Source organism: Brevundimonas sp. GW821-FHT09G01 (genome assembly GCF_059416065.1).
The window spans coordinates 152,957-178,955 of sequence record NZ_JBWKOL010000006.1; the positions used below are offsets into that span (position 1 = coordinate 152,957).

Consider the following 25,999-nt stretch of genomic DNA (forward strand, 5'->3'; position numbering starts at 1 on the left):
GAGCGGGAATATGGAAAGAGACGCTCATTACGCCGCCGTCGGCATCGCCACCATCGCCCTTCTGGCGGCGCTGGCCGTGTTCACGATCTGGCTGGCCCGCCTGCAGTTCAACAGCGACTATGATCTCTATGACATCGTCTTCTACGGCCCCGTGCGTGGGCTGTCGGAGGGCGGCGAGGTGCATTTCAACGGCATCCGCGTCGGCGAGGTCACCGACCTGAAGCTGGACCCGAACAAGGGCGACCAGGTCATCGCCCGCATCCGGGTGGACGCCACCACCCCGGTGCGCGTGACCAGCCGCGCCCAGCTGGAGCCGCAGGGCATCACCGGGCTGAACTATATCCAGATCACGGCGGGCGACCCCAACAGCGCCAAGCTGAAGGAACAGTACGCGGCCAATTCGGTGCCGGTGATCCAGAGCCAGCCGTCGCCGATCGCCGAGCTGCTGAGCGGCTCGGGCACGGTGCTGGCCCAGACGGTGGACGCGCTGAACCGGATCAACCGCGTGCTGTCCGACGACAATGTGCGCAGCTTCTCGACCAGCCTGAAGAACATCGAGTCCCTGACCACCGAACTGGAAGCCCGCAAGGGCATGCTGGAGCAGCTGGAGCAGGCGCTGACCCGCGCCAACGCCGCCGTCGGCGAGTACGAGCAACTGGCCATCAGCACCCGCCGGGTCGTCGAGGGCGATGGGGCGAAGGCCGTGGCCAACGTCAACGCCGCCGCCGAGGAGGCCCGCGAGGCCGTGGCTTCGATCAACCGTTCCGCGACCAGCCTGGAACGGCCGCTGGGCGACTTCGCCACCACCGGCCTGCCGCAACTGCAGCAGTCGATCCAGCAGCTCGACGAGGCGACCCGCTCGCTTCAGGCCCTGATCGACGACGTGCGGGCCAGCCCGCGCGAGTTCATCTCGCGTCCGCAATCCCGTGAACTGGAGGTTCAGCCGTGATCCGTCTCCTGAAAGGCGCCGCCGCCCTGGCCGCCGTCGCCGCGCTGGGCGGCTGCTCCCTGCTGTCGACGCCGGAACCGGCCCAGCTGTACCGCTTCGGCAACCTGCCCTCGGGCGTGAACGAGCAGGAGAGCCCGGCCTCGGCCGTGCAGGTGGCCATGCGCCGGCCCGAGTTCGCCCAGGCGGTGCGCGAGGACCGCATCCTCGGCGTCACCGGCACCGAGGCGGCCTACATCAAGGGCGCGCGCTGGGTCAGCTCGGCCGACATCCTGTTCAGCGACTCGCTGGAGAGCGCCTTCGCGGCGCAGGCCACGCGGGTGCGGCTGGTCGGGCCACGTGAACTGACCCGCGCCTCGCAGGCGCTGGACATCGACGTGCGCACCTTCGAGGCCCGCTACCACACGCCTGGCGCCGCGCCCGTGGTGACCATCATCGCGCGGGTGCGCCTGCTGAACACCCAGGAGCGGACCGTGGCGGCGGAGCGTGTCTTCACCATCGAGCAACCGGCCGGAGAGAACCGCATCGGCGCCATCGTCGCCGCGTTCGACACGGCGGCGCGGGACTTCAACACCCAGGTCGTCGAGTGGACGGACCGGAACGCGCGGGCGGCGGCCTAACGCCCGAGAAGCCGGCGGGCGAGCATCTCCGACGAGCACGCGACCTCACCCGCCAGCCACATCCGCAGCATGGCCAGCGCGCCGGCGGCCGCGCCCATGGCGACCAGCGCCCGGGGCGGCGCATCCGCGTCGTCGCCCGGCAGACGGGCCTCGATCATGGCGGCCAGCTTGCGCTGCAGCTTGATCGCCAGCGGCGGCTCGAACAGCATCCGGCCCGCCGCGCGCTGTTCCCAGACATGATCCAGCATAAAGCGGACGGAGCCCAGGTTGCCCCGGCCTGTCGCTGCGTCGGCCAGCGGATTGAACAGGGGTTCGATGACCGCGACGAGGACCTCGTCCTTGTTGCGGAAATGCTCATAGAAGGTCGAGCGGCCGACGCCGGCCGCCTCGATGACGTCGGCGGTGCGGATCGCGCCGTAGCGGCGGCTGAACAGCAGGCCGACGAAGGCGTCGGAGATCGCCTTGCGGGTCCGCTGGATGCGGCGGTCGAGATCGCGGGGCGATGGCTGATCCATGACCGACGATAGCCACGGACGGACCCCGGGTCACGGCGGCGATGGCGGACAATCCGGCCTGATCGTCCGGAAGCGGACATCGGGGCGGGTTCGTCTCTCGCCTTCCCGGATCGCCTTGCCCAGACCTGAGGCGTCGAACGGGAGGGCGGAATGGATATGAAACGCGAGGCGCGGCAGGCGGGGACGCTGATGCTGGCGGGGACGGGGGCGTCGGTGATGCTGATGCTGCACCACCCGACATCGCTGCGAGGTCCCGATGACGGCCTGCTGCTGGGGGACTGGAGCAACGCCGGGGTGCACGGGGGGATGATCGTCTGCCTGATGCTGATCGGCCTGGGCGGATCGACTGTGCCGCGCTGGTTGGGCGAGACGCATCTGTCGACGCGGGCGGGGCGGATGGCGTTCACGGGCGGGATCTCGGCCCTGATCGCCGCGGCCCTGGTCAACGGCTTCGCGGCGGAGCGGCTGGCGGGGCAGGCGGCGTCGGGCATCCAGTTTCCGGTGCTGGCCGCGCTGAACCAGACGTTGGCGGTGTTCGGCATGCTGCTGGTCGCGGCGGCGATGGCGCTGTGGGCCGTCAGGATGCTGCGGCTGGACCTGATCGCGAAGGTCGCCGGAGGCGTCGGACTGGCGGCGGCGGGGCTGGCGGCCGGCTGGCTGGTCCATGGCGGCGGGGCCTTCGGCCTGGTTCCGGCGACTGTCGCGGCGGGGGTGTTTGCGGCATGGTCGGCGCTGACCGCCGCCGGCCTGCTGCGCGGTCCTTCGGAGCCGAGCGCATGACCGACGAGCACCATGTGGCGGCCATCGTGCCGTGCCGCGACCTGGAGGCCAGCACGGCCTTCTACCGGCGGCTCGGGCTGGAGGTCGTCAGCGACTACGGCGACTACCGGCTGCTGTCGGACGGCAGGGGCTGGCGCCTGCACCTGAACGAGACGCCGGGGTGGCCGGCGCGGGTCGAGGACAACGCCCTGGGGCTGTATCTGTACGTCGAGGACGTGGACGCGGTGGCCGAGCGGGTGCGCGAGCTGATCCTGAACGACGACCAGCCCCGGCTGAAGCCGTGGGGGACCTATGAGTTCGCGGTCAGCGACCCGAGCGGGACCCTGGTCCGGATCGGACGCGTGGCGGACTAGAGCCCCTGCCTTAGTCCCGCCAGCCGGCCTTCGACCTCGGCGCGGCGGGCGCGGGCGGCGGTGATGCCGGAGAGGGCGCGGTCGATGCGGGCCAGCAGGTCGTCGCGGGGCCGCAGCAGGCTGTCGCGGTCGGGGCGGACCTTCTTCGGGCGGCGGCCGGACAGGCCCAGGGCCTCCTTCCAGTCATCCCGCCAGGCGGCGGCGCCCTCGGCGCAGGGCTTCAGAAGGTCGGCGAAGCGGGCGTCGGCGTTCTGGGCGTTGCGGAGCAGGGGCAGGGCGGCGACGGCGGCGCCCCGGCAGGCCTCCAGCGCGGCCTTGCGCTCGGCCAGCGGATGGGCGGCGTCGCCTTCCGCCGGCGCCTGGCCGGTCAGGCGGCGGGCGGCGGCGGCGAGGTGGACGTCCAGGTCCACGACCGCGTCCCGCACGTCGGCCCAGACGCCGTCCAGGGCGCTCGAGCGACGGCCGACGCCCTCGATCCAGCCGGTCAGGTCGCGGGCCACGTCGTCGACGGAGGCGGCGGTGCGGGCGTAGGCGGCGCGGAAGCGCTTCAGGCGGCCGCCCCGGCTGTCGAACAGGCCGGCCAGTCCGCGGCGCGGCTCCAGCGCCTCGGGCCGCAGGTCCGCCAGCACCGAGCGGGCATGGGTCAGCCGGGCGTGGGCCTCGGTCAGGTCGCCGGTGCGGGCGGCGGCCAGGGCGCGCTCGATCTTCTCGACGGCGGCGGCGCGGCTGGGCTCGGCGAAGACGTGGGCCTGCGCCTCGTCGAAGGCGTCGTGGATCGCATCCACCCGCGCGGCGTCCGGCGCGGGCGCATTGCCCAGCCAGCGATAGGCCCCGTCCGCCATAAGCTTACTCCCACCCCAAGCGGTTCTGTGTCCGCCTGGGTGAAAGGTTAACTACGACTTCAGGCCTGCGGCAACGGTGTAGCTGGCCTCGGTCTTCGACGCGACTTCCTCGAGGGTGACGCCGTCGGCCAGTTCGATCAGTTCAAGGCCCTTGCCCTCCGGCTTGACGTCGAAGACGCACAGGTCGGTGATGATGCGGCTGACCACGCCCGTGCCCGTGAGCGGCAGGGTGCAGGCCTTCAGGACCTTGGACTGGCCGTGCTTGTTGGCGTGGTCCATGACCACGACCACCCGCTTGACGCCCGCGACCAGGTCCATGGCGCCGCCCATGCCCTTCACCAGCTTGCCCGGGATCATCCAGTTGGCGATGTCGCCGTTCTCGGCCACTTCCATGGCGCCGAGGATGGACAGGTTGATGTGGCCGCCTCGGATCATGGCGAAGCTGTCCGAGGAGCTGAAATAGCTGCTCTCGGGGATCTCGGTGATGGTCTGCTTGCCGGCGTTGATCAGGTCGGCGTCGACCTCGTCATCATAGGGGAAGGGCCCCATGCCGAGCATGCCGTTCTCGGACTGCAGGGTCACTTCCATCCCCTCGGGGATGTAGTTGGCGACCAGGGTCGGGATGCCGATGCCCAGGTTGACGTAGAAGCCGTCCTGCAGCTCGAGCGCGGCGCGTTCGGCGAGTTGTTCGCGGGTGCGGGGCATTGGGGGATCCGGGTGTGGGGGATGGGGTGTGGGGTGTGGGGGAAGCGTCAGTCGTCTTTTGCTCTGAGAGAGCGGATCAGTGCTCCGAGGCCGCGCCCGAGTTGATCACAGCGGCCCAGGACCGGCTCGATGTCACTCTTCGCTGCACAGTCGACTTCGGCGGCGATGATCAAGTGTGTCTCCAACTCCTTCAGCGATCCCTGCGCGATCATAAGGTGCCTGACGTAATCCTTGCGAGTACCCCGACCGTAACCCTCGGCGACATTGGCGGGAACGGAGACCGCCGAGCGCCTGATCTGTGACGTCAGGCCAAACAGCTCGTCCTTCGGAAAGGCGCGGGTGATGAGGTAGCAGGCCTTCACCAGCGCGATCCCGTCGCGCCAGACAGTTAGCTCACGGTAGGAGGAAAGCCTCTCGGTCACACCCTTTACCCCACACCCCACACCCTCTTCTAAACGCTCTCCCTCTGCCGAACCGTGCGCTGTTCGATGCGCTTCTCGGACACGGTCTGGACGATGCGGTCGACGTAGATGCCCGGGGTGTGGATGTGGTCGGGATCGATCGAGCCGACGGGGACGATTTCCTCGACCTCGACGACGGTGACCTTGCCGGCCGTGGCCATCATCGGGTTGAAGTTGCGGGCCGTCTTGCGGAAGACGAGGTTGCCGCGCTCGTCGGCCTTCCACGCCTTGACGATGGCCAGGTCGGCGACGAGGCCGGTTTCCATGACGTAGTCACGGCCGTCGAACTCGCGGACTTCCTTGCCCTCGGCGACCAGGGTGCCGACGCCGGTGGCGGTGAAGAAGGCGGGGATGCCCGCGCCGCCCGCGCGAATGCGCTCGGCCAGGGTGCCCTGGGGGTTGAACTCCAACTGGAGCTCGCCGGCGAGGTACTGGCGCTCGAACTCCTTGTTCTCGCCGACGTAGGACGAGATCATCTTGGCGATCTGCTTGGTTTCCAGCAGCTGGCCCAGGCCGAAGCCGTCGACGCCGGCGTTGTTGGAGATGACGGTGATCCCCTTCACGCCGCTGTCGCGCAGGCCGGCGATCAGCTTCTCGGGAATACCGCACAGGCCGAAACCGCCGGACATGACGGTCATGCCGTCGAACGTCAGGCCCGCAAGCGCGGCGTTGGCGTCGGGGAAGATCTTCCGCATCGCTTCCTCATGTTTTCACTGTCTGATGAATATCGACAGCCTTTGGTCGTCCCTAACGCGGGGGGAGGGGCGGGGCAAGGGCGCCGAACCGCGCGGCGCGAGACGCGAGCCCGTGGGACCCGGAGCTCGCTGCGCGCCCCGGGATGACGATAGCCATGAGAATGCCGGGCCAGACGCCGCTTCATCGTCGCCTTCGGCCCTCGCGGAAGGTCCGGCGGCCGTCGGAATCGCGCACGGAAGTCGGCTCGGCCGGTTCGAGAACTTTTTCCGCCGGTTCAGAAAAAGTCGAGTGCGAAGCGTGCGGACAGTCCGTGCGCACGCTGTCGTCCAGGACCCAGTTCCGGACCGTGCCGGCCCTGATGCGCGCGGCGAATCTGAGCGCCCGCAAGGCGCGCTTCACGGCCCGGCCCCAACGGACGGCGTCCCGAACACGGCCGCCGCGGACGGCGGCGGAGACCCGGGCCGCGGCGACGCGATGGATCGTGCGCAGGTCCCGGGGGCCGTCGTCGGGGAGGAGATGGTGGATCATGGCCCGCAGGATGACACGGCCATGCGTCAAGGATGGACGTACCCTCCGCACCCGCATCCAAACTTCGCCGACCGGCGTATCCCGTGCATGAACATCGCCAACGCCGCCATTCGTCACCTGCAGGACGCGCCGTTTCCGGACTTCGTGACGCGGCCGGCCATCGACAGCCTGGTCAGCGAGGCGCGCCGGCGACTGGATCGGGAGGGGCCGCATGACGAGGCCGCGTTCGCGCGCGACATGGCCGCCCGCGCCATCGCCGAGCACGCGGACGCGGCCAACGATCAGCACTATGAGCTGCCGCCGGAGTTCTTTCAGATCTGTCTGGGCAAGCGGCTGAAATACTCGTGCTGCCTGTATCCGGACGCAACGACGACGCTGGATCAGGCCGAGGAACTGGCGCTGTCGCAGACCTGCGCGCACGCCGGGCTGGAGGACGGGCAGGCGGTGCTGGAGCTGGGCTGCGGCTGGGGCTCGCTGAGCCTGTGGATGGCCGAGCGCTATCCGAACAGCCGGATCACGGCGGTATCGAACAGTCACGGCCAGCGCGGTCATATCGAAGCGGAGGCGCGGGCGCGCGGGCTGACCAATCTGACGGTCATCACCTGCGACATGAACGACTTCCAGACCGACGGCCTGTTCGACCGCATCGTCTCGGTCGAGATGTTCGAGCACATGGCCAACTGGCGGGCGCTGCTGACGCGGGCGAGGGGCTGGCTGAAGGCGGACGGGCGGATGTTCGTGCACATCTTCACCCATCGCGACGCGCCTTACCGGTTCGACCACACCGACAGCGGCGACTTCATCGCCCAGCATTTCTTCACCGGCGGGGTGATGCCCAGCCGGGGCCTGATGCGGCAGTTCCCGGACCTGTTCGAGGTCGAGCAGGAGTGGACCTGGAACGGGGCGAACTACCAGCGCACCGCCGACGACTGGCTGAAGAACATGGACGCCCAGCCCGAGCGGGTGATGGCGCTGATGCGCGAGACCTATGGCGCGGACGCCGCGCTGTGGAAGCGGCGCTGGCGGCGGTTCTACATGGCCACGGCGGGCCTGTTCGGAAACGACGGCGGCGAGACCTGGGCGGTCAGCCATTACCGCCTGAAGCCGGCCTGATTGGAGAGATGCGATGCTGAAATATGTGTTCGCCTATCTGGGCGCGGGGCTGACGTTCGCGGCGATCGACGCGGTCTGGCTGACGACGATGACGGACCGGCTTTACAAGCCCGTTCTGGGGCCGATCCTGGCCGACAAGCCGGACATGAAGGCGGCGGTGGCCTTCTATCTGATTTCCATCGGCGCGACGGTGTTCCTTGCCGTCGCCCCGGCGCTGAAGGAGGGGAACTGGACGCGGGCCCTGATCAACGGCGCTGTGCTGGGGTTCGTCTGCTACGCCACCTACGACCTGACCAATCAGGCGACGCTGGCCAATTGGTCGATGAAGCTGACCCTGATCGACCTGGCCTGGGGGACGGTGCTGACGGCGACCTGCGCCACGGTCGGCTATTTCGTGGCGCGGTGGGCGGAGGGGCGCTGGGGCTGAGTTCGGGGCGCCGGTTAACCTTTTTCTTCGCGCCACGCGGGCGCGTGGTGGCGGGCCGCCGCCGATAGGGTAAAAGGCTGGCGAAACGGAGTTCCGGGGGACGACGCGTTGAAGGTCGGCATCAATGCACTGACGGCGGTGTTCGTGGTCGGCGTGGTCGCCGGCCTGGCGCTGACGCCTGACGGCCGCGAATGGATGCGCCGTCCGACCCTGCTGCTGGGCGGACAGGCGTCGGCCTCGGCGCCGCCGTCGGCCGAGGCCGAGACCGCCCCCGTCGTCGCGCCGCCCGCACCCGCGCCCGCCGCCGTGGCGGTCACGCCGCTGAGCGCCCGCCTGGCCCAGGGGGCGCTGCGGATCGGGGTGTTCGGCGACTCCATGGCCGACGGCCTGTACGCGGGCCTGTACCGGGACCTGCAGCACACGCCGAATGTCTCGGTGACCAAATTCTCGCAGGTCTCGACCGGGCTGAGCCGCTACGACTTCGTGGATATCCAGGCCAAGACGCGCGGCCAGCTGGACGCCCAGCCGATCGACGCGGCCGTGATCCTGTTCGGCACCAACGACGCCCAGGGCATCGAACTGGACGGCCAGATCCACGCCTTCGGCACGGACGGCTGGAAGGCGGCGTACGCCAAGCGGGTCGACGACCTGGTGGCCCTGCTGCGCAGCCGCGATGTGGCGGTCTACTGGGTCGGCCTGCCGCGCATGAAGCGCGAGAGCTTCGACGGGCGGATGGCCCTGATCAACGGCGTGGTGTCCGAGCGGATGCGGGCGCTGGGCGTGCCCTATATCGAGACGACGGCCCTGACCTCGAACACAAACGGCGGCTATGAGGCCTATCTGCCGAACGCCGCGGGCAAGCGCACCCTGATGCGGGCCAACGACGGCATCCACATGTCGATGGCCGGATACCTGCGGATGAGCGCGCCGGTGGCCGAGCGGCTGAAGCGCGACGCGGGTCTGACCGCGCCCTCGCCCGCGGCCTGACCGTGAGAGCGGCGCTCGGCGCGCTGATCGCCCTGTTCCTGATGGCCGCGCCCGCCGTGGCCCAGACCGCCTATGTCGCCACGCCGGCACCGGAGCCGGGACTGGGCGTCTGCCCGGGCGGCCTGTGCCAACCCGAGGCCCTGACCGGCGTATTCGAGGCGTTGGCGGCGACCGAGGCGGGAACGCTGGACCGGCCCGTCCATATCCTGCAGATCGGCGACAGCCACACGGCGGGCGACCGGATCACCGGCAAGCTGAGGGTCGACCTGCAAAGCCGTTTTGGTCGGTCCGGGCGCGGGGTGATGCCGCCGGGCGTGCCGTGGGACGGCTATGCTCCGTATCAGGTGACGGTCGCCCAGCGCGGCTGGCTGATGGAGACCGCGCCGCTGGCGCCCCCCAACGGGTCGATGTTTCAGCGGATGGGCGTGTCGGGCGTGCGGGCCGTCGGGCTGCGGGATGCGGTCATGGGGTTCGAGCCCGAGCCCGGCAGCGAGGCGACGGCGTTCGGCGTCTGCGGCCGGTCCTCGGTGGACGGCGGCGGCGTCAGGATCGAGGCGGGCGGCGTCGGACTGGAGGTCGGTCTGGGAGACGGGGTGACCGAGGTCTGTCGCACCCTGACCTTCCCTGCGCCGGTCTCTTCCGTGCGGGTGATGCCGGCGGGCGAAGGCGCGGTGATCGACTCTGTCTGGCTGGGCGGCGCGGCGCGGGGCGTGACGGTGTCCAATCTGGGACGGGTCGGGGCGACGCTGCGCGATCTGGCGGCACGGGAGGAGGGGATCGTCTCGGCGGAGCTGGCGGCGTGGCGGCCGGACCTGATCGTGATCGCGTTCGGGACCAATGAGGGCTTCGACGACGGGCTGGACGCGGGGGCGTACGAGACCCTGCTGCGGGTGCAGATCGCGCGGATGCGGCGGCTGGCGCCGGGGGCGTCGCTGATGCTGCTGGGGGCGCCGGATGCGCTGCGCGGCGGGGCGACGAACGGGTGCAGCGCCGACGGGACGCGGGCGCCGCCGCCCAAGCTGGCGGTGGTCCGGGACGTGCAACGCCGGGTCGCCGCCGATCTGGGCGTCGCGTTCTGGGACTGGCACGGACGAATGGGGGGAGACTGTTCGGCCGATCGTCTGGCGCTGAGGGCGGAGCCCTTGATGCGCGGCGACCGGGTCCATTTCACGAGCGCGGGGGCCGACTGGATCGGCGGCGTCCTGACCGGCGACCTGATGGGCGCCTATGACCGCTGGAAGGCCGACAGAGGGGGGGCGGAGTAGTGCTGTTCCCCACGCTCGCCTTCGGCGTCTTCTTCCTGTTCGTCTATTTCACCACCTGGTCGCTGGATCGCGAGAACGGGCGGCGCAAGCTGTTCCTGCTGCTGGCCAGCTGGTTCTTCTACGCCCAGTGGGACTGGCGGTTCGTCGGCCTGCTGATCCTGTCGGCCGTGCTGAACTGGGGCGTGGCGGCGCTGATCGCACGTAAAATGGAGCGGGACGGGCCGGAGGCGCGGCGGGCCTGGCTGGTGGGCCTAGGCGTCGCGGTCAACCTGATCATCCTGGGCTTCTTCAAATACTACGGCTTCTTCGTCGAACAGGCCGGCGACCTCTTGGCCCGTTTCGGCTGGGAGCGGGACCTGCCGCTGCTGCAGATCGTGCTGCCGGTGGGGATTTCCTTCTTCACCTTCCAGGGCATCAGCTACGTCGTGGACGTGCATCGCGGGAAGACGCCGCCGGCCAAGTCGCTGCTCGACGTCATGCTGCTGATGAGCTTCTTCCCGCATCTGGTGGCGGGGCCCATCGTGCGGGCGTCGGACCTGCTGCCGCAGTTCGAACGGGCGCCGCGGCTGACGCGGGAGATGGCGACGCACGGCCTGCTGCTGATTTGCTGGGGCCTGTTCAAGAAGACGGTGATCGCGTCCGAGCTGTCGGTGAACCTGGTCGATCCTGTGTTCTTCGACCCGTCGGCGCATTCGGCCATCGACATCGCGGCGGCGGTCTACGGCTATGCGGTGCAGATCTACTGCGACTTCTCGGCCTATTCGGACATGGCGATCGGGATCGCGGCCCTGCTGGGCTATTCCTTCCCGCGCAATTTCGACCAGCCGTACCGTGCGAACTCGATGCAGAGCTTCTGGCGGCGGTGGCACATCAGCCTGTCCAGCTGGCTGCGCGACTATCTGTATGTGCCGCTGGGGGGCGGGCGGAAGGGGCTGGTCTCGTCCTGCATCAACGTCTTCATCACCATGGTGCTGGGCGGGCTGTGGCACGGGGCGGCGTGGACCTTCCTGGCGTGGGGCGCGCTGCATGGCGGGGTGCAGGTGATCGAGCGGCTGGGCCGGGCGGTGTTCGGCGACCGCAAGGTGATGCCGACGGTGCTGGGCGTGCTGATCACCTTCCACATCGTCTGCCTGGGCTGGATCCTGTTCCGGGCCGAGACCTTCGAGCTGGCCATGGCCATGCTGGCGGGACTGGGCCGGATCGGGCCGGTGACGATGCTGACGCCGCTGCTGCTGACGCTGATCGTGGGCGGACTGGCCATGCACTGGCTGCCGCCGCGCGCCATCGAGGGCGTGGCCGAGCGGCTGAAGACGGCGCCGTCGATCACGCTCGGCCTGCTGATCGGGATCGCCATCCTGCTGGTCGAGGCGGTGCGGCCCGAGGGCGTGGCGCCCTTCATCTATTTCCAGTTCTGAGGCGTTGGAGCAGCGATGACCGACGAGAGGGACAAGACGGGAGAGGGCGGGGTTCCGCTGGAGCCCTTCCCGACACACCGGCCGGAATCGCCCTTCCCGCCGCTGTACGAGAGCCTGCCCGCGCAGACCCCGGCCGATCCGCCCAGCGACTGGATCCAGAGCGCCGACGCCCATGACCTGCCGACCCGCGAAAACCGGCTGGCGGCGCTGGGCCGGTTCGCCTTTCCGCCTGCCCCGCCGCTGGACGACGAGGGCGTGGCCGCGCGCGACATGCGCTGGACCAGCCGGACGCTGGTGATCGCGACGGCCTTCCTGCTGGTCTTCAACGCCGTCTCGCCGCTGAACTGGTCGCACCAGCAGGCGCCGGGCTGGGTGTCCGAGACTGTGGAGAAGGTGTCCGAGGCCTGGGTCGGGCAGCTGGCCCTGCTGGGCGTGGACATGCCGCGTCAGGGGCTGCGCGACGCCTGGTTCACGGCCAAGGACGCCCGCTTCGTGGGGCAGGACCCGGCGCCGCCTCGAGCCGATACACTGTAACAGTAGCTTGACCGAAGCCTCGCCGCGCCCCTAGCGTGCGGCCGCCCGCATGTGGCGGGGGCTTAGGGGCTATCTCATGCGTCATCGTCTGCTTGGCCGGGCCCTGCCCGCCTTCGTGCTTCTGGCCGCCCTCGCGGGACCGGTGGCGGCGCAAGAACCGCTAGCCTACCAGCAGCCGCCGTCGCCGATCGCGGAGATTCTCGACACCAAGCCGACGCCGAGCTCGAGCCTGTCGCCCGACCGGACGACGCTGGCGCTGTACGACCGCTCGAACCTGCCGCCGATCGCCGAACTGGCCGAGCCGATGCTGCGGCTGGGCGGCTACCGCATCAATCCGCGCAACAACGGCCAGGCCAACAGCCGCACGACCTGGCTGACGGGCCTGAGCTTCCAGCCGGTCGCGGGCGGCGCGGCGCGGACGGTGCAGCTGCCCGTCGGCGCCCGCTTCGTGTCGCCGTCGTGGGCGCCGGACGGCAAGTCGGTGGCCCTGCTGATGGACGCGCCGACGGGCCTGGAGCTGTGGGTCGTGGACGTGGCCTCGGGCCGGTCGCGCAAGCTGACCGAGGCGCGGGTCAACGCCGCCGCGGGCGCCGCCTTCGACTGGACGCCGGACAGCGCCGGCCTTGTGGTGCGGCTGACGCCCGAGGGCCGCGGCGCGGCGCCGGACGTGACCCCTCCGCCCGCCGGGCCCATCGTGGCCGAGAGCATGGGCCGGGTGGCCCCGGCGCGGACCTATCAGGACCTGCTGACCGACGCGGGCGACGAGGCCCTGTTCGATCACTACTTCACCTCGCAGCTGACCTATGTGCCCCTGAACGGGCGGGGCGCGCGGGCCCTGGGCGAACCGGCGGTCTATCTGGGCGCCAGCACCTCGCCGGACGGGCGCTACATCCTGATCACCACGGTCAAGCGGCCCTACAGCTATGTGGTGCCGGCCAACCTGTTCCCGTCGCAGACCCGGGTCATCGACCTGCAGGGCCGCACGGTGCATCAGGTTTCGGACCTGCCGCTGCGCGACAACATCCCCACCCCGTTCGACGCCGTGGCTCCGGGTCCGCGCTCGGTGCAGTGGCGCGCCGACGCGCCGTCGACCCTGGTCTGGGTCGAGGCCCAGGACGGGGGCGACCCCCGCACCGCCGCCGAGATCCGCGACCGGGTCTTCATGCTGGCCGCGCCGTTCAGCGCCCAGCCGACGACCCTGATCGACCTGAAGGAGCGCTACGGCGGCGTCACCTGGGGCGATGCGGACACGGCGCTGGTCAACAGCCGCTGGTTCAACACCCGGCACGAGACCCGCTATGTCGTCGATCCCTCGCGTCCGGGGACCGGCCGGGTGCTGCTGGAGCGGAACTATCAGGCCCGCTACGACGATCCGGGCTCGCCGATCACCGAGCCGAACGCCCAGGGCTTCAACGTCGCCCGCTTCACCGCCGACGGCCGCCTGCTGATGACCGGCGCCGGCGCGACGCGGGAGGGGGAATATCCCTTCCTGGCGGCCATGGACCTGAACACCGGCCAGTCGGAGCGGCTGTGGACCTCGGCCAGCGGCGACTATGAGAGCATCGTCGGCGTGCTGGACGACGGGGCGCGGCGGCTGGTGACGCGGCGCGAGACGCGCAACGATCCGCCGAACCTGTATGTCCGCAACCTGGACGGCGCCGCGGCTGACGCCCTGACGGCCTTCCCCGATCCGGCGCCGCAGCTGGCCGGCGTGTCGCGCCAGACCATCACCTACGCCCGCGCCGACGGGGTGCAGCTGTCGGGGACGCTGTATCTGCCCGCCGGCTACGACAAGGACCGAGACGGCCCGCTGCCGCTGGTGATGTGGGCCTACCCGGCCGAGTTCACCGACGCCGCCGTGGCCGGCCAGGTGGTGGACACCGCCAACCGCTTCGTGCGCCCGGGCGGGTCGAGCCATCTGTTCCTGCTGACCCAGGGCTATGCGGTGCTGGACGATCCGTCCTTCCCGATCATCGGCAAGGACGGGGCCGAGCCGAACGACACCTATATCGCGCAACTGACCGCCGATGCCCAAGCCGCCGTGGACGCGGTGGTGGCGCTGGGCGTGGCGGACCGGGACCGGATCGCCGTCGGCGGGCACAGCTACGGCGCCTTCATGACCGCAAACCTGTTGGCCCACACCGACCTGTTCCGGACCGGCATCGCGCGCTCGGGCGCCTATAACCGGACCCTGACGCCGTTCGGCTTCCAGTCCGAGCAGCGGACCTATTGGGAGGCGCCGGAGACCTACAATGCGATGTCGCCCTTCGCCTACGCCGACAAGGTCAATGAGCCGATCCTGCTGATCCACGGCGAGGCGGACGACAACTCGGGCACCTTCCCGGTCCAGTCGGAACGGTTCTACGCCGCGCTGAAGGGCACCGGCGCGCAGGTGCGGTACGTCGTCCTGCCGCTGGAGGCCCACGGCTACCGGGCGCGGGAGTCGGTCGGCCATACGCTGTGGGAGATGACCCGCTGGCTGGACCAGTATGTGAAGAACGCGGGGCCGCGAGCGGCGGGCGGCCAGTAGCTCCGTTCTCCCTCCCCTCCTGGGGAGGGTGGACCGCGTAGCGGTACGGGTGGGGAGCGGCGCGCTCGGATACGGACCCCACCCTGTCGGCGCTGCGCGCCGACATCCCTCCCCATGAAGGGGAGGGAGAAGGTCTGCGATCAGTCCTGCCGGGCGAGAGCCACCGCGTCCGGACCGGCGGGATAGCTGAGGCGATCCGAACCGTCGGTGGCGGCCTGCCAGACGGCGCTCGCCACGTCCGCCGGGACGGTCACGATGGCCGGCCGGAAGCCCGCGAAGACCGTCTCGGCGAACGGGGCGTAGGCCGGCGGGATCAGGCCGTTCATTCGGTCGCCCGAGTTGTCGGTGAAGCGCGTCGAGGGGCCGTAGCCCGGTTCGACCAGCTTCACGCGCACGCCGAAGCCCTCAAGTTCATGGGCGAGGGAGGCGGTGAAGCCCTGGACCGCGGTCTTGCTGGCCGTATAGCCCGCCACCAGCGGCATGGGGGCCAGGGTCACGCTGGACGTCACATTGACGATCACCCCAGAACCGCGCTCGCGCATGTCGGGCAGGAAGGCCTGGGTCACGGCCATGGTTCCGAAGGTGTTGGTCTCGAACACCTCGCGGACGGTCGCCATCGGCGTGGCCTCGAAGGCGCCGAGCAGGCCGATGCCCGCATTGTTGACCAGCACGTCGATCGGTCCGGCGGCCTGGACCAGGGCGGCGATGCTGTCGGGGCGGGTCACGTCGAGCGGCAGCAGGCGCAGGCGGTCCGAGGCGGGGAAGAGATCCGGGCGCGGGGTGCGCATGGTGGCGATGACGGTCCAGCCCCGGTCGAGGAAGTGGAGCGCGGTTTCGAGGCCGTAGCCGCTGGAGCAGCCGGTGATGAGCACGGTCTTCATGGGGGTGATCCTTGTGTTTGACCTCATCAGGCTAGCGGGCCGTATCAGGACGTTATACGATCTGGAGTCCGGATTTTATTTGTAATCGTCCAGAATGAGCGACCCCCTCTCTGAAATCATCGGCCTGCTGAGGCCCCGGACGGTGTTCGCCAAGGGCATCAGCGGGGCCGGGCGGTGGGCGGTTCGCTACGCCGAGTTCGGCCATCCGAGTTTCTGCACCGTGCTGGAGGGCCGGTGCCGGCTGGAGGTCGCGGGGCAGGAGCCGGTCGTGCTGGAGGCGGGGGACTTCATCCTGCTGCCCGCGACACCCGGCTTCGTGCTGTCGGGGTTTGAGCCGGCGACGCCCCGGCTGATGGATCCGGACGAGGCCGCGCCGGGCGGGGAGTTGCGGCATGGGACGCCGGACGGACCGGCCGACGTGCGGCTGCTGGGCGGCTATTTCGCGTTCGACGCGCCCGACGCCGCCCTGCTGGTGTCGCTGCTGCCGGCGCTGATCCATGTGCGGGGGCCGGGGCGGCTGTCGGCCCTGGTCGAGCTGGTCGCCGACGAGGCCCGCGCCGACCGGCCCGGGCGGGAGCTGATCCTGGCCCGACTGGTGGAGGTGCTGCTGGTCGAGTCGCTGCGGTCGGCGCCGGGGGAGGGGACGCCGCCGGGCCTGCTGCGCGGACTGGCGGACGCCCGTCTGGCGGCGGCGATGCGCGGGATGCACGGCGAACCGTCGCGGGCCTGGACCGTGGAGCAGCTGGCGCGGACGGCGGCGCTGTCGCGATCCGCCTTCTTCGACCGGTTCACCCGCGCCGTGGGCATGGCCCCGATGGAGTATCTGCTGGCGTGGCGGATGGCGCTGGCCAAGACCCTGCTGCGCGCCCGAGACCTGGCCTTGGACGAGGTGGCGCAGCGCGTCGGCTACGGCTCGGCCAGCACCTTCAGCACCGCCTTCAGCCGCTACGTCGGCCAGCCGCCCGGACGCTATGCGCGGGCGGCGGGCTGACGGATCAGGCCTCGACCAGCGGACCCAGGCCCGTCGCCGTCTTCGCCACGGTGAAGGTCTTGAGCGTCCGTTCGCGATAGGGCTTGGCCACGATGGTCGAGACGGTGCGCAGTTCGGCCTTGGCCTGTTGCGGGGTCAGGGTCAGCAGGACGAAGCCCTTGGCCGTCTGGTCGCACAGGACGACCTCGGGGTTGGCGGCGTTGAGGGCCGCGCCGAGCGGCACGCCGGGGACGTGGTCGCCGGGGGAGGGGCTGGAGATCGAGCTGGTCCCGAACTCGACGGCGGCGCGGCGACCGGCGGCGTCCTTGAGGTCATTGACCCAGAAGGCGTGGCTGTCGCCGGCCAGGACGATGGGCTCGACCCCGGCCTCGGCGAAGGCGGCGTAGAGGCGCTCGCGGCCGGCGGGATAGCCGTCCCAGCTGTCGAGGTTGAAGGGCACGCCGAGGCTGAACAGCTGCTGGGCCTGCTGGACCTGGGCCCGGATCTCGGGCTTGAGGCTGGCCATCAGGGCCATGATCTCCAGGCGAGAGGCCAGTTTGGAGATGTCCGGCCCCTGCACGCGGGCCATGACGACCTGGTTGCCCAGCACCTGCCAAGGCCGGCCGGCGGCCCTGGAAGCCTGCAGGGTGGTCTTGATCCAGTCGCGCTGGCGGTCGCCCAGCAGGTCTCGGGCCGGGTCGTTGCGCCTGGCCTCGAAGGCGGCGAGGTCGGGACCGGCGGCGGTCATCGGCATGTCGGCGGCGTAGGTCAGCTGTTCGTTGCGCGCCGTCAGGCGGGTCTCGACCATCAGCAGGCTGGCCAGGTCGCCGAAGTCGAAGCTGCGGTAGATGGCCTCTTCGGTCAGGCCGCCTTCCGGTTCACGGATCGGCATCCACTCGAAATAGGCCTTCAGCGCCGCGGCCTTGCGGGCGCCGAAGTCGCCTTCGGTGGCGGGGGTGTGGTTCTCGGCGCCCATGGTCCAGGTGTCATTGGCGACCTCGTGGTCGTCCCAGACGCAGATGAAGGCGGCGCGGGAGTGGGCGGCCTGCAGGTCGGGGTCGGTCTTGTACTGGGCGTGCCGCTGGCGGTAGTCGGCCAGGCTGACGATCTCGTGGGCGGGAACCGGGGCGCGGTTCAGGGCCGCGCCGTGGTCCATGCCGTAGTCGCCGGGCTCGGCCCCGTATTCGTAGATGTAGTCGCCGAGGTGGACGACCGCGTCGAGGCGTTCCAGCTTCGAGATGGCGTCGTAGGCGTTGAACAGGCCGCCCGGGTAGAGCTGGCACGAGACGACGGCCAGAACGGTCTCGGGATTGGCGCCGACGGGCAGGGTGCGGACCCGGCCCTGCGGCGAGCGCGTCTCGCCCGAGGTGAAGGCGTAGCGGTACTCGACGCCGGGCTGCAGGCCCGTGACGGGGATCTTCACCGTGAAGTCGCGCTCCGGCCCGGTCTCGACCGTGCCGCCCGCGACGGCGGCGGAGGCGTCGCCGTCGCGCCAGACCGACCAGTCCACGCGGATGCCGCGCGCCGACGGATCGGACGGGGTCACCCGCGTCCAGATGACGGCGCCGTCGGCGCGGGGATCGCCGGAAGCGACCCCGTGCTGGAAGGCGACCGCCTGGGCGGAACGGGCGGCGGCGGGCAGGCCCGCGCCCGCCGCGCCGGCGCCGATGAGACCGAGAAGGCCGCGACGGTGAAGGGTCATGCGCCGGGCCTCAGTACTTGACGCCGAAGACGACGCCGACGGTGCGCGGCTCGCCGGCGATGAAGGTCGGCATGCCCAGCGCGTCGCCGGTGTTGCCGGCGTCCTTGATGAACTTTTCGTCCAGCAGGTTGTCGGCGAAGACCTCGACCGACCAGTCACCGGCGTTGGGCGTGTAGCGCAGGCGCAGGTTCAGCAGGCCGTAGCTGTCCTGAACCTCGTCCACGATCAGGTCGGGGACCAGGTTGCGGGCCTGCAGGTCGATGCGGTCGTTGTCGTCGTCGAAGAAGACCTCGGACTGCCAGCTGTAGGTCGGCTGGATCCGGAGGGAGCCGCCGGCGACCGGCAGGGTCCAGTTCACGCCGATCGAGGCGCGGTGGTCCGGCGACAGGCGCAGGCGGTTGCCGTCGTAGATGCCCGCCTTGAAGCGCGAGTGGTTGTAGCTGTAGGTCCCGAACACCTCGACCTGATCGCCAACGGCCCACACCGCCTGGCCTTCGAAGCCGTAGGCCTCGGCCTTGCCGGCGTTGGTGACGACGAACTGGACGCCGTCCTGAACGGTCGTCTGGAAATTCTCGTAGTTGTAGAGGTAGAGAGCGCCGTCGAGGCGCAGGGTGTGGTCCATCAGGGCGGCCTTGGCGCCGATCTCGAAGCTGTCGACGCTTTCGGCGTCGACTTCCTTGAAGGTCACCGCGCCGCCGGGGGCCGACGGACCGGCCTGGGCCAGCACCTTGGGACGGCGGCCGCGGGCGTAGTTGGCGTAGAGGTTGGCGTCGTCCGACAGGGCGTAGCGCGCCGTCAGACGCCAGGTGACGCCGTCGTCTTCCAGATCGCCGTAGCTGAAGTCGCCGTTGTTGGCGGTCGGCTGGGCGGTCAGGCCGAACAGGGGCAGGACGCCGGCCGGCAGGTTGACGGCGCCCGGGGTCGCCAGGCCGCCGAGCAGCGCCGGGATCTGGGCCGGCGGAACGGCGCCGGTCTGGATCGCCAGCAGGCCGCCGAGGATCGAGCGGCTCTGGACGCTGGAGGCGTAGCCGGTGGTCTTCTCATCGCGTGTGAAGCGGATGCCGGCGGCCACCTCGAAGCGGTCGGTGACGGCGTAGGTCGCGTCCGCGAACACGTCGAACGACGTCAGCTCCGAGGCGTTGATCGGCGTCTCGATATGGGCGGCCTTCAGGTTGGCGGCGATCGCCGGGGCCAGGGCGCCGGCGCCCAGCGGGGTCAGCAGCTGGGTGATCACGCCTTGCGCGACCGTCGGATAGGCCGCGGCCGGCAGGGTGTTCTGGCCGACGGCGGCGGGATTGCCGTCCAGCACGCCCGACAGCTGGGCCAGGGCCATGCGCTCGTCGAACTGGGTCGGGGTGCGCTGATAGCCGTCCTCGGAGAAGTAGCCGGCGCCGACGAAGCCGGAGAAGCGGCCGCCGTTGTCGTAGTTGAGGCGGAACTCCTGGCTGGTCTGCTCGCCATGGGCCTCTTCGGCGGCGGTCAGGATCGGCAGCGACACGCCGTCGGCGTCGAAGGTCTCGTACGAGTTGAACTCGCGGTAGGCGGTGGTCGAGGTCAGGGTCAGGCTGTCCGACAGATCCCAGGACACGATGCCCGTCACGCCCCAGACGTCGCGGTCGAGGCCCAGTTGCTTGCCGCCGTCGAACAGGGCCGAGGGCGTCAGGGCCGCGCCCGTCCAGGGCTCGCGCGTGCCGAGGACGGCGCCGGTGGTCGGATCCTGCGGCGTGAAGGCCAGCGACTTGAACGCGGTGCCGGCCGAGTCGTCGGTCTGATAGTTGGCGATCACGTCGATGCGCAGGCCTTCGGCGGGGCGGAAGGCGCCCGACAGGCGCAGGGCCTGGGTGTCGAAGCTGTTGTAGTTTTCGCCGCCGAGCAGGTTCTGGATGTAGCCGTCGCGGGTCTTGCGGCGGACGGCGAAGCGGATGGCGGCGGTGTCGCCGATGGGCGCGTTCACCACCAGGTCGCCGATGGCGTAGGAATAGTCGCCCAGGCCGATGCGGCCCGAGGCGGCCCACTCGCCGATCACGGCCTTGTTCTGGATGACGTTGACCGCGCCGATCAGGGCGCCGCGGCCGTAGAGGGTCGACTGCGGGCCCTTGGCCACCTCGACGCGCTCGATGTCGAACAGCTCGACATAGGAGCCGCGCGACTTGGAGATGGAGACGCCGTCCTGGAAGACCGAGACGCGCGGTTCAGCGGTGGCGGCGCCCGAGTCCGAGGTGATGCCGCGCATCACGAAGCCCGGGTTGTTGGGCGACTGGTTCTGCACCAGGAAGCCGGGGGTGAAGGCCGACAGCTCCTCGAAGTCCTGCACGCCGAGGCTCTCGAGGCGCTCGCCGGAGTAGGCGGTCAGGGCGAAGGGCACCTCGACGGCGCTCTGCTGACGCAGCTGGGCGGTGACGACGACCTCGTCCAGCTGGGCGGCGGCGGCCTCCTGGGCCGAAGCGGTTCCGGCCAGGGCCCAGACGACGCCCAGGGCGCTGGCGCCGAGCAGGATGGACGGACGTTGAACGCGATGAATCATGACGGGGCCCCCGAGGTGAGGAGCCCGACCTAGCGGGGCTGTATGCCGTCGAAGCGACGGTGCGACGACCGGGAGGTGAAGCTGGCGCGTCGTCCGCGTGACCTTCGCTCCGTGGACGGTGGACCCGCGCGCGCCAGGCCGCTTCGGAAGAGCCCGCCACGGCTGAACCTTTGCCGCAGCGCAACATTACTGTTGCGCCAGCGTCGCTTGTCGGGTCACGCTGCAAATTCATTGCGGTGGGAGCGGCATGGCCTTCGACGAGATGTCCGGTGACGGTGGAGACGTCCGCGAAAGCTATCGCGGGCTGGCGCGCTGGCTGGCGGACGCGCCGGAGGGCCTGCTGCAGGCGCGCTCGCGCCAGGCGGAACTGTTCTTCCGGCGGATGGGGGTCACCTTCGCGGTCTACGGCGACGCCGAGTCCAGCGAACGGCTGATCCCCTTCGATGTGGTGCCGCGGATCATCGGCGCGACCGAATGGGCCGGGCTGGAGAAGGGGCTGATCCAGCGGGTGTCGGCGATCAACGCCTTCCTGGCCGACATCTATGGCGCTCAGGAGTGCATCAAGGCGGGGATCGTCCCGGCCGAGCTGATCCTGACCAATCCGCAGTACGCGCCCGAGATGCAGGGCCGCCGCCCGCCGCGCGACATCTGGGTGCAGATCGCCGGCGTCGACCTGGTGCGGACGGGCGAGGACGGCTTCTACGTGCTGGAAGACAACTGTCGCACGCCGTCGGGGGTCTCCTACATGCTGGAGAACCGCGAGATGATGATGCGGCTGTTCCCCGACCTGTTCGCCGACTATCCGGTGCGGCCGGTCGAGACCTATGCCGACATGCTGCTGGCGTCCCTGCGGGCCTGCGCGCCCGAGGCGGCGGGGGCGGACCCGACCATCGTGGTGCTGACGCCCGGACCGTTCAACTCGGCCTATTACGAGCACAGCTTCCTGGCCGACAAGCTGGGGGTGGAGCTGGTCGAGGGCCGCGACCTGTTCGTCGACGATGGCCGGGTCTTCATGCGCACGACCGAGGGCCGCAAGCAGGTCGACGTCGTCTATCGCCGCATCGACGACGCCTTCCTGGATCCGCTGACCTTCCGCCCGGACTCGGCGCTGGGCGTGCCCGGGCTGATGACCGCCTATGAGGCGGGGACGGTGACCCTGGCCAACGCGGTCGGCACCGGCGTGGCCGACGACAAGGCCGTCTACACCTACATGCCGGAGATCATCCGCTTCTTCACCGGCGAGGAGCCGATCCTGAAGAATGTGCCGACCTGGCGGTGCCGCGAGCCTGAGGCGCTGAAGCACGTGCTGGCCAACCTGGGCGATCTGGTGGTCAAGGAGGTCGGCGGTTCCGGCGGCTACGGCATGCTGGTCGGACCGGCCGCGTCGAAGACGGAGATCGAGGCCTTCCGCAAGAAGCTGATCAACGATCCCGACGACTTCATCGCCCAGCCGACGCTGGCCCTGTCGACCGCGCCGACGCTGGATAAGGGCGAGCTGCACGGGCGGCACGTCGATCTGCGGCCGTTCGTGCTGTCCAGCCCCGAGGGGGTGAAGGTGGCCCCCGGCGGCCTGACGCGGGTGGCGCTGAAGCCCGGCTCGCTGGTGGTCAACTCCAGCCAGGGCGGCGGGACCAAGGACACCTGGGTGCTGGACGTCTGATGCTTTCGAGAACCGCAGACAGCCTGTACTGGACCGGCCGCTATATCGAGCGGGCGGACTTCCTCGCCCGCATCCTGGAGGCCACGATCCGGCTGGCCGCCATTCCGACCCGGGGCGACGGCGACGCCGAGACGGTGTGGGCCAGCGCGCTGGCCTCGGCGGGGGCGCCCAAGGCGCTGGGCCGGTCGCCGACGGAGAAGTCGGTGCGCGAGTACCTGGCCTTCGCGCCGGACAACGCCTCGTCGATCACCGCCTGCATCACCCGGGCGCGGACCAATGCGCGCTCGGTGCGCACCGCCCTGACGGTCGAGCTGTGGGAGGCGATCAACGGCGCCTGGAACGGCCTGGCCGAGCAGGGCCAGCCGACCCGCCGCGACGACTTCGGCCACTTCCTGGAATGGGTGAAGACGGTCACCCTGTCGGTCGAGGGCGCGGCCTCGCGGACCATGCTGCGCAACGACGGCTACTATTTCCTGCGCCTGGGCGCGGCGATCGAGCGGGCCGACAACACCGCCCGCCTGCTGGACGTGAAATACCACCTGCTGCTGCCCGAGGGCGAACGGGTGGGCGGGCAGCTGGATTACTTCCAGTGGACGACCCTGCTGCGCGAGGTGTCGGCGCTGACGGCCTATCGCTGGGTCTACCGGGACTCGGTCAAGCCGTGGCTGGTGGCCGACCTGCTGGTGCTGAACCGGCAGATGCCGCGTTCGCTGGCCAGCTGCCAGACCTCGATCGTGCGCTATCTCGAACGGCTGGCCAGCGACTACGGCCGGCGCGGTCCGGCCCAGCGGCTGGCGGCGGAGCGGATGCGGGCCTTCGAGACCTCGAAGATCGAGACCATCTTCCAGGCCGGCCTGCACGAATACATCCAGAGCTTCCTCGCCGAGAACGGTCGGCTGGGGCAGGCCATCACCGAACAGTACCTGAGCTGATGCGCATCCGGATCGACCACGCCACGACCTACGCCTACGACCGGGCGGCCCGGTTCATCATCCAGACCCTGCGCCTGACGCCGCGCTCCAGCGAGGCGCAGACGGTGCGCGACTGGCAGGTGGAGACGGACGTGGACGCCCGCCTGCGCCGCTCCGAGGACGCCTTCGGCAACATCGTCCACGCCCTCTATACCGAGCAGCCGACCAAGAGCCTGACGATCCGGGTGACCGGCGAGGTGGTGACCAGCGACACGGCGGGCGTGATCCCGCCGGACCAGGAGAGGCTGTCGCCGCTGGTCTTCCTGCGCGATACGGACCTGACGAAACGGGACAAGCTGATCTCGGTCTTCGCGTCCGAGTTCCAGGCCCATCCGCCGCTGGACCGGATGCACCGGCTGATGGCCGCCATCAATGGATCGGTGGCGTTCGAGGTCGGAGTGACCACGCCGACGAACACCGCCAGCGAGGTCCTGGCCCTGGGGCGGGGGGTCTGCCAGGACCACGCCCACGTCTTCATCGCCTGCGCCCGCCAGATGGGCGTGCCCGCCCGCTATGTCTCGGGCCATCTGGCGCGGCGCGACCGGGCCGATCAGGAGGCCGCCCACGCCTGGGCCGAGGCCTGGATCGAGGGGCTGGGCTGGGTCGGCTTCGATCCGGCCAACGGCGTCTGCCCGACCGAGCGCTACGTCCGCATCGCCACCGGCCTGGACTATCTGGGCGCCGCCCCGGTGCGCGGGGCCAGCTACGGCGGGAGCGGAGAGACGCTTGCGGTCCGCCTGACCGTACGTGATGCGGACATGCAACAGGGCCAACAGCAGGCGTAGCCGTGGGGTCGTACGTCGCGGGAATCTGTTACGGTCAGGCGAATTCTGACGTTCGCGGGATACGACACGTCCAATGACCTACTGCGTGGGCCTGCTGGTTGATGAGGGGCTGGCGATGATCGCCGACACCCGCACCAATGCGGGCGTCGACAACATCTCGTCCTATCGCAAGCTGCATGTCGTCGATCATCCGGGCGAGCGCGTGCTGGCCGTGGCCACGGCGGGCAATCTGTCGGTGACCCAGACGGCGCTGGCCATGGTCCGCGAGGGCGTCCACCTGAACGTCGGCGAAGAGCCCGAGACGCTGGAGAACGCCCCGTCGCTGTTCCGCTGCGCCCAACTGCTGGGCCACGCGCTGCGCAACGTGCGTCAGTCGATCGCCCCGGCGCTGGAGGCGGACAGCCTGAACACCTCGGCCTCGATGCTGCTGGGCGGCCAGATCGCCGGCGGGCCGATGCAGCTGTATCTGATCTACAGCCAGGGCAATTTCATCGAGTGCGGGCCCGACACCCCCTTCATGCAGATCGGCGAGGCCAAATACGGCAAGCCCATCCTGGTCAGCGGCCTGCGCGGGAGCACGCCGCTGGCCGAGGCGGTGAAGCTGGGGCTGATCTCGTTCTCGACCACGATGCGCAGCAATGTCGGCGTCGGCGCGCCCTTCGACATGCTGACCCTGCGCCGCGGCATGATCAGCGGCGACGAGCGCCGGATCGAGGTGGACGATCCCTATTTCGAGGATCTGCATGACCGCTGGACCCGGGCCCAGGCCCAGGCCCGCGCGGCCATGCCGGAACCGCCGTGGATGATGGCCGCGAATCCCTAGCGGCCGCCGGGTTCGACCATCAAGCCGACGATGCGGCGAACGACCGGCAGGATGGCCAGCAGGACCGGGAAGGCCACGACCCAGGACAGGCCCCACGAGGGCAGCCATGTCGCCGGGAACGCCGGCGACAGGCCGAGGCCGCGCAGTGTCGTTATGGCCGAGACCACGCCGCTCATGATGACCGACAGGACCAGGGGCTGGACGACAGCGTTGTAGCGCGCCGGCAGGTGGCGGAAGACGATGATGGAAGGGTGCATTGAGCGTCTCTGTTGGAAAGGGTCGTCGGCCATGTCGCATCCGCCGGAGGTCCGGCTGCCCCGGCCGCGACCGGGAGGGATGCGTTGTCTGACGTGAGACGCTTACGGCCGCCCGGAGGCAACGGGGCGGTGTCTAGAGTATGTGCGAACGAATCGCAAGTGGCGGCGGCGGAGTCCGGCGCGGCCTGCTTGCGTTAACGGTCTGAAGCCGCCTAGCCTGTCGCCATGCCCGCCTTCGACACCCCCTCGACTCCCGCCGATTTCGTCTTCTTCGAGCCCCTGCGCGTGCGCTGGGCAGAGGTGGACATGCAGGGGGTGGTCTTCAATCCGAACTACCTCGTCTACGCCGACGTCGCGATGGCCGAGTATTTCCGGGCGATCGGCCTGCCGGGGCATGAGGGGACGACGGGGCTGGGGATCGACATGTTCGCGGCCGGGGCGAAGCTGGACTTCCGGGCGTCGGCCCGTTGCGACGAGATGCTGCGGCTGGGCGCGCGGATCGAGCGGTTCGGACGCAGCTCGTTCCAGCCGCGGGTGGGGATCTTCCGGGACGACGAACTGCTGGCCGATGTCGGCCTGACCTATGTGTGCGTGGCGCTGGACGGGTCGCGTAAGGCCGTGCCCGTCCCGGAGGCCTTCATCGCGGCGGTGCGGGGCCTGGAGGGGCGGATCCTCCGCGGCTGAGCGGTTGCGACGCCCGCCGCCCGCG

General features: G+C 70.1%; 26 protein-coding genes. 17 read left to right on the top strand and 9 right to left on the bottom strand.

The genetic code is table 11. The features are described from left to right. Positions 1-10 precede the first annotated feature (10 nt). Positions 11-949 (top strand): MlaD family protein, encoded by a 939-nt coding sequence (locus AC07NB_RS12875; RefSeq protein WP_291838421.1) that lies wholly within the window; start codon positions 11-13, stop codon positions 947-949. Further along, positions 946-1,566: an ABC-type transport auxiliary lipoprotein family protein gene (locus tag AC07NB_RS12880; RefSeq protein WP_494571408.1), complete on the top strand. Its 621-nt coding sequence runs from the start codon at positions 946-948 to the stop codon at positions 1,564-1,566. The genes AC07NB_RS12875 and AC07NB_RS12880 overlap by 4 nt, the downstream gene beginning before the upstream one ends. Here AC07NB_RS12880 and AC07NB_RS12885 read toward each other — a convergent pair. Further along, the gene (locus AC07NB_RS12885; protein WP_492312619.1) at positions 1,563-2,081 is read right to left on the bottom strand and encodes a TetR/AcrR family transcriptional regulator; all 519 of its coding nucleotides are present in this window, start codon (positions 2,079-2,081) and stop codon (positions 1,563-1,565) included. The two genes, AC07NB_RS12880 and AC07NB_RS12885, sit on opposite strands and share 4 nt — an antisense overlap. Before the next feature lie 150 nt (positions 2,082-2,231). Here AC07NB_RS12885 and AC07NB_RS12890 point away from each other — a divergent pair, with 150 nt between their 5' ends. Continuing rightward, complete coding sequence (locus AC07NB_RS12890) at positions 2,232-2,861, top strand: hypothetical protein (RefSeq protein WP_494571407.1); 630 nt, start codon at positions 2,232-2,234, stop codon at positions 2,859-2,861. Continuing rightward, positions 2,858-3,214, top strand: a complete 357-nt coding sequence (locus tag AC07NB_RS12895; protein ID WP_291838432.1) for a VOC family protein — start codon at positions 2,858-2,860, stop codon at positions 3,212-3,214. The genes AC07NB_RS12890 and AC07NB_RS12895 overlap by 4 nt, the downstream gene beginning before the upstream one ends. On the opposite strand, the gene AC07NB_RS12900 is transcribed toward AC07NB_RS12895, so the two are convergent. The 4 genes from AC07NB_RS12900 to AC07NB_RS12915 are packed head-to-tail and all read right to left on the bottom strand — an operon-like array spanning position 3,211 to position 5,917. Further along, a complete protein-coding gene (locus tag AC07NB_RS12900; RefSeq protein ID WP_494571406.1) occupies positions 3,211-4,056 on the bottom strand; it encodes a hypothetical protein in 846 nt (281 codons plus the stop codon). The genes AC07NB_RS12895 and AC07NB_RS12900 overlap by 4 nt on opposite strands. 51 nt (positions 4,057-4,107) lie before the next feature. Beyond that, positions 4,108-4,761, bottom strand: coding sequence for a 3-oxoacid CoA-transferase subunit B (locus AC07NB_RS12905; RefSeq protein ID WP_494571405.1), 654 nt, complete (start codon positions 4,759-4,761; stop codon positions 4,108-4,110). Between the two features lie 47 nt (positions 4,762-4,808). Then, positions 4,809-5,183: a four helix bundle protein gene (locus AC07NB_RS12910; RefSeq protein WP_291840511.1), complete on the bottom strand. Its 375-nt coding sequence runs from the start codon at positions 5,181-5,183 to the stop codon at positions 4,809-4,811. 29 nt (positions 5,184-5,212) lie between these two features. Continuing rightward, a complete protein-coding gene (locus AC07NB_RS12915; protein ID WP_291840513.1) occupies positions 5,213-5,917 on the bottom strand; it encodes a CoA transferase subunit A in 705 nt (234 codons plus the stop codon). A 616-nt stretch (positions 5,918-6,533) separates the two neighbouring features. Here AC07NB_RS12915 and AC07NB_RS12920 point away from each other — a divergent pair. From AC07NB_RS12920 to AC07NB_RS12950, 7 genes are all read left to right on the top strand, one after another. Next, positions 6,534-7,559 carry an SAM-dependent methyltransferase gene (locus AC07NB_RS12920; protein WP_494571404.1) on the top strand — a complete coding sequence of 342 codons (1,026 nt, stop codon included), beginning with the start codon at positions 6,534-6,536 and terminating at the stop codon, positions 7,557-7,559. Positions 7,560-7,572: 13 nt separating this feature from the next. Beyond that, on the top strand, positions 7,573-7,986 hold the full coding sequence (locus tag AC07NB_RS12925) for a DUF2177 family protein (RefSeq protein ID WP_291840520.1): 414 nt from the start codon (positions 7,573-7,575) through the stop codon (positions 7,984-7,986). A gap of 108 nt (positions 7,987-8,094) precedes the next feature. Beyond that, on the top strand, positions 8,095-8,973 hold the full coding sequence (locus tag AC07NB_RS12930) for an SGNH/GDSL hydrolase family protein (RefSeq protein ID WP_494571403.1): 879 nt from the start codon (positions 8,095-8,097) through the stop codon (positions 8,971-8,973). Positions 8,974-8,975: 2 nt separating this feature from the next. Then, positions 8,976-10,238 (top strand): GDSL-type esterase/lipase family protein, encoded by a 1,263-nt coding sequence (locus tag AC07NB_RS12935; protein ID WP_494571402.1) that lies wholly within the window; start codon positions 8,976-8,978, stop codon positions 10,236-10,238. Beyond that, positions 10,238-11,653 (top strand): MBOAT family O-acyltransferase, encoded by a 1,416-nt coding sequence (locus tag AC07NB_RS12940; protein WP_494571401.1) that lies wholly within the window; start codon positions 10,238-10,240, stop codon positions 11,651-11,653. The genes AC07NB_RS12935 and AC07NB_RS12940 overlap by 1 nt, the downstream gene beginning before the upstream one ends. A gap of 15 nt (positions 11,654-11,668) precedes the next feature. Next, positions 11,669-12,187, top strand: a complete 519-nt coding sequence (locus AC07NB_RS12945; RefSeq protein WP_494571400.1) for a hypothetical protein — start codon at positions 11,669-11,671, stop codon at positions 12,185-12,187. Between the two features lie 76 nt (positions 12,188-12,263). Beyond that, the gene (locus AC07NB_RS12950) at positions 12,264-14,717 is read left to right on the top strand and encodes an alpha/beta hydrolase family protein (RefSeq protein WP_494571399.1); all 2,454 of its coding nucleotides are present in this window, start codon (positions 12,264-12,266) and stop codon (positions 14,715-14,717) included. 140 nt (positions 14,718-14,857) lie between these two features. Here AC07NB_RS12950 and AC07NB_RS12955 read toward each other — a convergent pair whose 3' ends face one another. Then, positions 14,858-15,598 carry an SDR family oxidoreductase gene (locus tag AC07NB_RS12955; RefSeq protein ID WP_492312631.1) on the bottom strand — a complete coding sequence of 247 codons (741 nt, stop codon included), beginning with the start codon at positions 15,596-15,598 and terminating at the stop codon, positions 14,858-14,860. Between the two features lie 94 nt (positions 15,599-15,692). Here AC07NB_RS12955 and AC07NB_RS12960 point away from each other — a divergent pair, with 94 nt between their 5' ends. After that, entirely contained in the window at positions 15,693-16,589 is an 897-nt protein-coding gene (locus AC07NB_RS12960; protein ID WP_492312632.1) for an AraC family transcriptional regulator, read from the top strand. A gap of 4 nt (positions 16,590-16,593) precedes the next feature. Here AC07NB_RS12960 and AC07NB_RS12965 read toward each other — a convergent pair whose 3' ends face one another. Together AC07NB_RS12965 and AC07NB_RS12970 are read right to left on the bottom strand one after the other, a co-directional pair. After that, positions 16,594-18,270 carry an alkaline phosphatase D family protein gene (locus AC07NB_RS12965; RefSeq protein ID WP_494571398.1) on the bottom strand — a complete coding sequence of 559 codons (1,677 nt, stop codon included), beginning with the start codon at positions 18,268-18,270 and terminating at the stop codon, positions 16,594-16,596. A 10-nt stretch (positions 18,271-18,280) separates the two neighbouring features. Further along, positions 18,281-20,794 carry a TonB-dependent receptor gene (locus tag AC07NB_RS12970; RefSeq protein WP_494571397.1) on the bottom strand — a complete coding sequence of 838 codons (2,514 nt, stop codon included), beginning with the start codon at positions 20,792-20,794 and terminating at the stop codon, positions 18,281-18,283. A 247-nt stretch (positions 20,795-21,041) separates the two neighbouring features. On the opposite strand from AC07NB_RS12970, the gene AC07NB_RS12975 reads away from it, so the two are divergent. The 4 genes from AC07NB_RS12975 (at position 21,042) to AC07NB_RS12990 (ending at position 25,033) form a co-directional block, all read left to right on the top strand. After that, positions 21,042-22,454, top strand: coding sequence for a circularly permuted type 2 ATP-grasp protein (locus tag AC07NB_RS12975; RefSeq protein ID WP_494571396.1), 1,413 nt, complete (start codon positions 21,042-21,044; stop codon positions 22,452-22,454). Further along, complete coding sequence (locus AC07NB_RS12980) at positions 22,454-23,386, top strand: alpha-E domain-containing protein (protein ID WP_291833381.1); 933 nt, start codon at positions 22,454-22,456, stop codon at positions 23,384-23,386. The genes AC07NB_RS12975 and AC07NB_RS12980 overlap by 1 nt, the downstream gene beginning before the upstream one ends. Continuing rightward, entirely contained in the window at positions 23,386-24,210 is an 825-nt protein-coding gene (locus AC07NB_RS12985) for a transglutaminase family protein (protein ID WP_291833378.1), read from the top strand. The genes AC07NB_RS12980 and AC07NB_RS12985 overlap by 1 nt, the downstream gene beginning before the upstream one ends. 73 nt (positions 24,211-24,283) lie before the next feature. After that, on the top strand, positions 24,284-25,033 hold the full coding sequence (locus AC07NB_RS12990; RefSeq protein WP_291833375.1) for a proteasome-type protease: 750 nt from the start codon (positions 24,284-24,286) through the stop codon (positions 25,031-25,033). Here AC07NB_RS12990 and AC07NB_RS12995 read toward each other — a convergent pair. Next, positions 25,030-25,290 carry a DUF2798 domain-containing protein gene (locus AC07NB_RS12995; RefSeq protein ID WP_494571395.1) on the bottom strand — a complete coding sequence of 87 codons (261 nt, stop codon included), beginning with the start codon at positions 25,288-25,290 and terminating at the stop codon, positions 25,030-25,032. The two genes, AC07NB_RS12990 and AC07NB_RS12995, sit on opposite strands and share 4 nt — an antisense overlap. 225 nt (positions 25,291-25,515) lie before the next feature. Here AC07NB_RS12995 and AC07NB_RS13000 point away from each other — a divergent pair, with 225 nt between their 5' ends. Further along, positions 25,516-25,974 (top strand): acyl-CoA thioesterase, encoded by a 459-nt coding sequence (locus AC07NB_RS13000; protein WP_494571394.1) that lies wholly within the window; start codon positions 25,516-25,518, stop codon positions 25,972-25,974. Positions 25,975-25,999: the final 25 nt, after the last annotated feature.

Coding starts and splice junctions, on each gene's coding strand:
- AC07NB_RS12875 (WP_291838421.1), top strand. CDS start 11: ATGGAAAGAGACGCTCATTACGCCGCCGTCGGCATCGCCACCATCGCC.
- AC07NB_RS12885 (WP_492312619.1), bottom strand. CDS start 2,081: ATGGATCAGCCATCGCCCCGCGATCTCGACCGCCGCATCCAGCGGACC.
- AC07NB_RS12890 (WP_494571407.1), top strand. CDS start 2,232: ATGGATATGAAACGCGAGGCGCGGCAGGCGGGGACGCTGATGCTGGCG.
- AC07NB_RS12895 (WP_291838432.1), top strand. CDS start 2,858: ATGACCGACGAGCACCATGTGGCGGCCATCGTGCCGTGCCGCGACCTG.
- AC07NB_RS12900 (WP_494571406.1), bottom strand. CDS start 4,056: ATGGCGGACGGGGCCTATCGCTGGCTGGGCAATGCGCCCGCGCCGGAC.
- AC07NB_RS12905 (WP_494571405.1), bottom strand. CDS start 4,761: ATGCCCCGCACCCGCGAACAACTCGCCGAACGCGCCGCGCTCGAGCTG.
- AC07NB_RS12915 (WP_291840513.1), bottom strand. CDS start 5,917: ATGCGGAAGATCTTCCCCGACGCCAACGCCGCGCTTGCGGGCCTGACG.
- AC07NB_RS12920 (WP_494571404.1), top strand. CDS start 6,534: ATGAACATCGCCAACGCCGCCATTCGTCACCTGCAGGACGCGCCGTTT.
- AC07NB_RS12925 (WP_291840520.1), top strand. CDS start 7,573: ATGCTGAAATATGTGTTCGCCTATCTGGGCGCGGGGCTGACGTTCGCG.
- AC07NB_RS12945 (WP_494571400.1), top strand. CDS start 11,669: ATGACCGACGAGAGGGACAAGACGGGAGAGGGCGGGGTTCCGCTGGAG.
- AC07NB_RS12950 (WP_494571399.1), top strand. CDS start 12,264: ATGCGTCATCGTCTGCTTGGCCGGGCCCTGCCCGCCTTCGTGCTTCTG.
- AC07NB_RS12955 (WP_492312631.1), bottom strand. CDS start 15,598: ATGAAGACCGTGCTCATCACCGGCTGCTCCAGCGGCTACGGCCTCGAA.
- AC07NB_RS12960 (WP_492312632.1), top strand. CDS start 15,693: ATGAGCGACCCCCTCTCTGAAATCATCGGCCTGCTGAGGCCCCGGACG.
- AC07NB_RS12965 (WP_494571398.1), bottom strand. CDS start 18,270: ATGACCCTTCACCGTCGCGGCCTTCTCGGTCTCATCGGCGCCGGCGCG.
- AC07NB_RS12970 (WP_494571397.1), bottom strand. CDS start 20,794: ATGATTCATCGCGTTCAACGTCCGTCCATCCTGCTCGGCGCCAGCGCC.
- AC07NB_RS12975 (WP_494571396.1), top strand. CDS start 21,042: ATGGCCTTCGACGAGATGTCCGGTGACGGTGGAGACGTCCGCGAAAGC.
- AC07NB_RS12980 (WP_291833381.1), top strand. CDS start 22,454: ATGCTTTCGAGAACCGCAGACAGCCTGTACTGGACCGGCCGCTATATC.
- AC07NB_RS12985 (WP_291833378.1), top strand. CDS start 23,386: ATGCGCATCCGGATCGACCACGCCACGACCTACGCCTACGACCGGGCG.
- AC07NB_RS12990 (WP_291833375.1), top strand. CDS start 24,284: ATGACCTACTGCGTGGGCCTGCTGGTTGATGAGGGGCTGGCGATGATC.
- AC07NB_RS12995 (WP_494571395.1), bottom strand. CDS start 25,290: ATGCACCCTTCCATCATCGTCTTCCGCCACCTGCCGGCGCGCTACAAC.
- AC07NB_RS13000 (WP_494571394.1), top strand. CDS start 25,516: ATGCCCGCCTTCGACACCCCCTCGACTCCCGCCGATTTCGTCTTCTTC.